The 2170-nt window shown below is 55.1% G+C and carries 5 protein-coding genes; 1 reads left to right on the forward strand and 4 read right to left on the reverse strand.

Features of this window, described 5'->3' with window-relative positions:
• Nucleotides 1-162: 162 nt before the first annotated feature.
• Nucleotides 163-390 carry a pentapeptide repeat-containing protein gene (locus AC1DE1_RS20780; RefSeq protein ID WP_477179343.1) on the reverse strand — a complete coding sequence of 76 codons (228 nt, stop codon included), beginning with the start codon at nucleotides 388-390 and terminating at the stop codon, nucleotides 163-165.
• Here AC1DE1_RS20780 and AC1DE1_RS20785 point away from each other — a divergent pair.
• Nucleotides 325-507 carry a hypothetical protein gene (locus tag AC1DE1_RS20785; protein WP_477179344.1) on the forward strand — a complete coding sequence of 61 codons (183 nt, stop codon included), beginning with the start codon at nucleotides 325-327 and terminating at the stop codon, nucleotides 505-507. The two genes, AC1DE1_RS20780 and AC1DE1_RS20785, sit on opposite strands and share 66 nt — an antisense overlap.
• A gap of 117 nt (nucleotides 508-624) precedes the next feature.
• Here the strand turns inward: AC1DE1_RS20785 and AC1DE1_RS20790 are convergent, their stop codons facing one another.
• The 3 genes from AC1DE1_RS20790 to AC1DE1_RS20800 form a co-directional block, all read right to left on the reverse strand.
• The gene (locus tag AC1DE1_RS20790; RefSeq protein WP_477179341.1) at nucleotides 625-852 is read right to left on the reverse strand and encodes a hypothetical protein; all 228 of its coding nucleotides are present in this window, start codon (nucleotides 850-852) and stop codon (nucleotides 625-627) included.
• Nucleotides 853-1310: 458 nt separating this feature from the next.
• Complete coding sequence (locus AC1DE1_RS20795) at nucleotides 1311-1544, reverse strand: hypothetical protein (protein WP_477179342.1); 234 nt, start codon at nucleotides 1542-1544, stop codon at nucleotides 1311-1313.
• A 49-nt stretch (nucleotides 1545-1593) separates the two neighbouring features.
• Nucleotides 1594-1980 carry a hypothetical protein gene (locus AC1DE1_RS20800; RefSeq protein WP_477178688.1) on the reverse strand — a complete coding sequence of 129 codons (387 nt, stop codon included), beginning with the start codon at nucleotides 1978-1980 and terminating at the stop codon, nucleotides 1594-1596.
• Nucleotides 1981-2170: the final 190 nt, after the last annotated feature.

Here is a 2170-nt window from a genome sequence, read left to right on the forward strand (position 1 = left end):
GTGACCAAAGGGATCGATGTGGTCCCCGCATGACAGAGCCAGAGCGTTTGCCTGTCGATTCTTCACTTGGGAACCGACCAACTCATCATCGGACCGACGAGCCACTGGCGAAATGACGACTTTTTCAACACCATCGGTCGGAAGCGGACGTTTCGTGGTCATCTAAACAGAAGCAAATTCCGTGCTCAAACCCTCGGTTCGCCGCTGCGTGCAGCCGTACCACCGCGAATCATCGAAGCGGCAACTTCCGTTGAGGTTGTCGGGTAGGAACCGGCAGTCTTCAAACTCACATTCCACGAACCGGCATCCAGCGAACGAGCAGCCATGAAAGTCACAACCGTGAAATTTGATTCCGACAAAAGTGGCGATATTGAACAGTGCCCAGTAGATGTCGCACTGCCTAAACGTAGAATCGAGGAAGGCAGACGTGACATGCAATCCTTCGCCATGGATGCCCCTGAATTCACAGAAAATGAAAACCTGCTCCTCCCAGGTAATCCCTTCTGATAGACCTTTCTCAAAGACTTCGCTGGTGACCTGCATCTAGCTTCCCTGCTCATGAAAGTTGGTTTACCGCTTGTCGATTGGCAACGCGATGTCCGCTTCACGCCCTGAGCCGTTCCGTCAACTAACCCGACGAACAAGGACCAGCTCTTCGTCGTCGTCTGGGTAGTGCACCAAGCCGCCGAAATCGGTATCGATCATTGCGCCGGTACCCAGGTACTCCCATTCCTCGCCACCGGGCAAATAACTCTTGCCATCGATGGCCGCGATCACCACTCCGTGATACCGACCATCAATCTCGACTACGTCCCCCGCGAGAACCTGCTGACCATCTGCGTACTTCACCATTGGCCTCCGTGCACGTGCCTTCGTCAGTGTGACGATTTCCGCCTCACACCCTGAGCCGTTCCGCCAACTATCCGACGAAGCCAGGCCAGCGAGCAAGGGCGAGCCGCGGCGCTGTAGGGCCATAAGGTCCGTTATGGGTCGATAGCAGACCTCTTCTTGCTACTCGAAAACGCGAACAACCTCGTAGCGAGGTTGGCCTGGTATCGGGCTGTTTGGAGCCACCCGAATCCTATTCTCGCTGATCAATTCGCTTATCGCCGGCATGAGAGACGTGGTCATTTCTGGATTGGCGCCCATCAGTCGCCGGTCCAATTGGTACCAAGTCCACCGACCGTCATTCTCGGATATGGCCTCGAAGACCAATTCTTTGAAGACCTCAAATTCCATTCAACACCCCTGATCCCCTTATTTCGATCCCAATCTATAAGGTCCGCTTCGGGTCGGAAGCGGACGGTTCTTCAATCCGTATTTGCGTCGATCAACTGGTCGACAAGTTCAGTGCCACCCACGATATCTTCACTACCGGCGAAGCGGGACACCTCCATGTGGCCGTCCTCGAACACATCGACCTCAATCCTTTCGCCGACGAGGGTCAGTGAAACCAGTACGGAGTCGGAACGGTTTCGGCTCAGAGTAAAAGAAATCCCAGCGACTTCCAGTCGGCGTAACAGATCATGCAAAGCGTGCGACATACGACTACCTCCATGTTCGGCCATGCCTGCTATGGGTCGGATGCGGACCTTAAGTATCAGCGAATGAACGCGCCTGCTCGTAAACCACGCCTGCGATCTCCTCGGTGCTTGGCCACTCGGTGCATGGCACAGTCGCCTCATCGATGAAGTGCTGCGCAGCTCGCAAGATTGAGGCGGTTATATCAGCCACCAACAATTCATGATGGGCGGCGGCATCCAGTTCGGCCTTTGCTACCGCGAGCCTATGCAGTAATGCGAGTGCATCTTCGAAATAGCTGTCAGGCTTCGCACCTTCTGATGCCACCAGAAACATTCCATACGCTGCAGCGGTCTGTCGGTCACCTCTGTCCACGGGCCTATTCCTAATGAACTGGCTGACTTCGCCCAACGAATTGAGCGATGCAGCCGTGCCGAATTCGGCCTTATCAAACGCCATTTGTCCTCCCGTCTCCGCTTCCCCACGGACCAGCCGATTATGTCCGCTTCGGGTCGATTGTGTTGAAAAAGTCAGTTGAATCGGCCGTCTGAAGCTGATTCACTGCCTACCCATCGGACAAGTGGACGTTGCCACGATGATGGGTCGTCAGCAAGCTGCGCAAGCACCGCTGTTCTACGCCTTCAACCTC

The sequence above is a fragment of the Dyella sp. 05T440 genome, from assembly GCF_056395965.1.

What these genes read in the sequence shown, in the direction of transcription:
- AC1DE1_RS20800 (WP_477178688.1), bottom strand. Translation starts at nt 1,980, where the DNA reads ATGGCGTTTGATAAGGCCGAATTCGGCACGGCTGCATCGCTCAATTCG.
- AC1DE1_RS20785 (WP_477179344.1), top strand. Translation starts at nt 325, where the DNA reads ATGAAAGTCACAACCGTGAAATTTGATTCCGACAAAAGTGGCGATATT.
- AC1DE1_RS20790 (WP_477179341.1), bottom strand. Translation starts at nt 852, where the DNA reads ATGGTGAAGTACGCAGATGGTCAGCAGGTTCTCGCGGGGGACGTAGTC.
- AC1DE1_RS20795 (WP_477179342.1), bottom strand. Translation starts at nt 1,544, where the DNA reads ATGTCGCACGCTTTGCATGATCTGTTACGCCGACTGGAAGTCGCTGGG.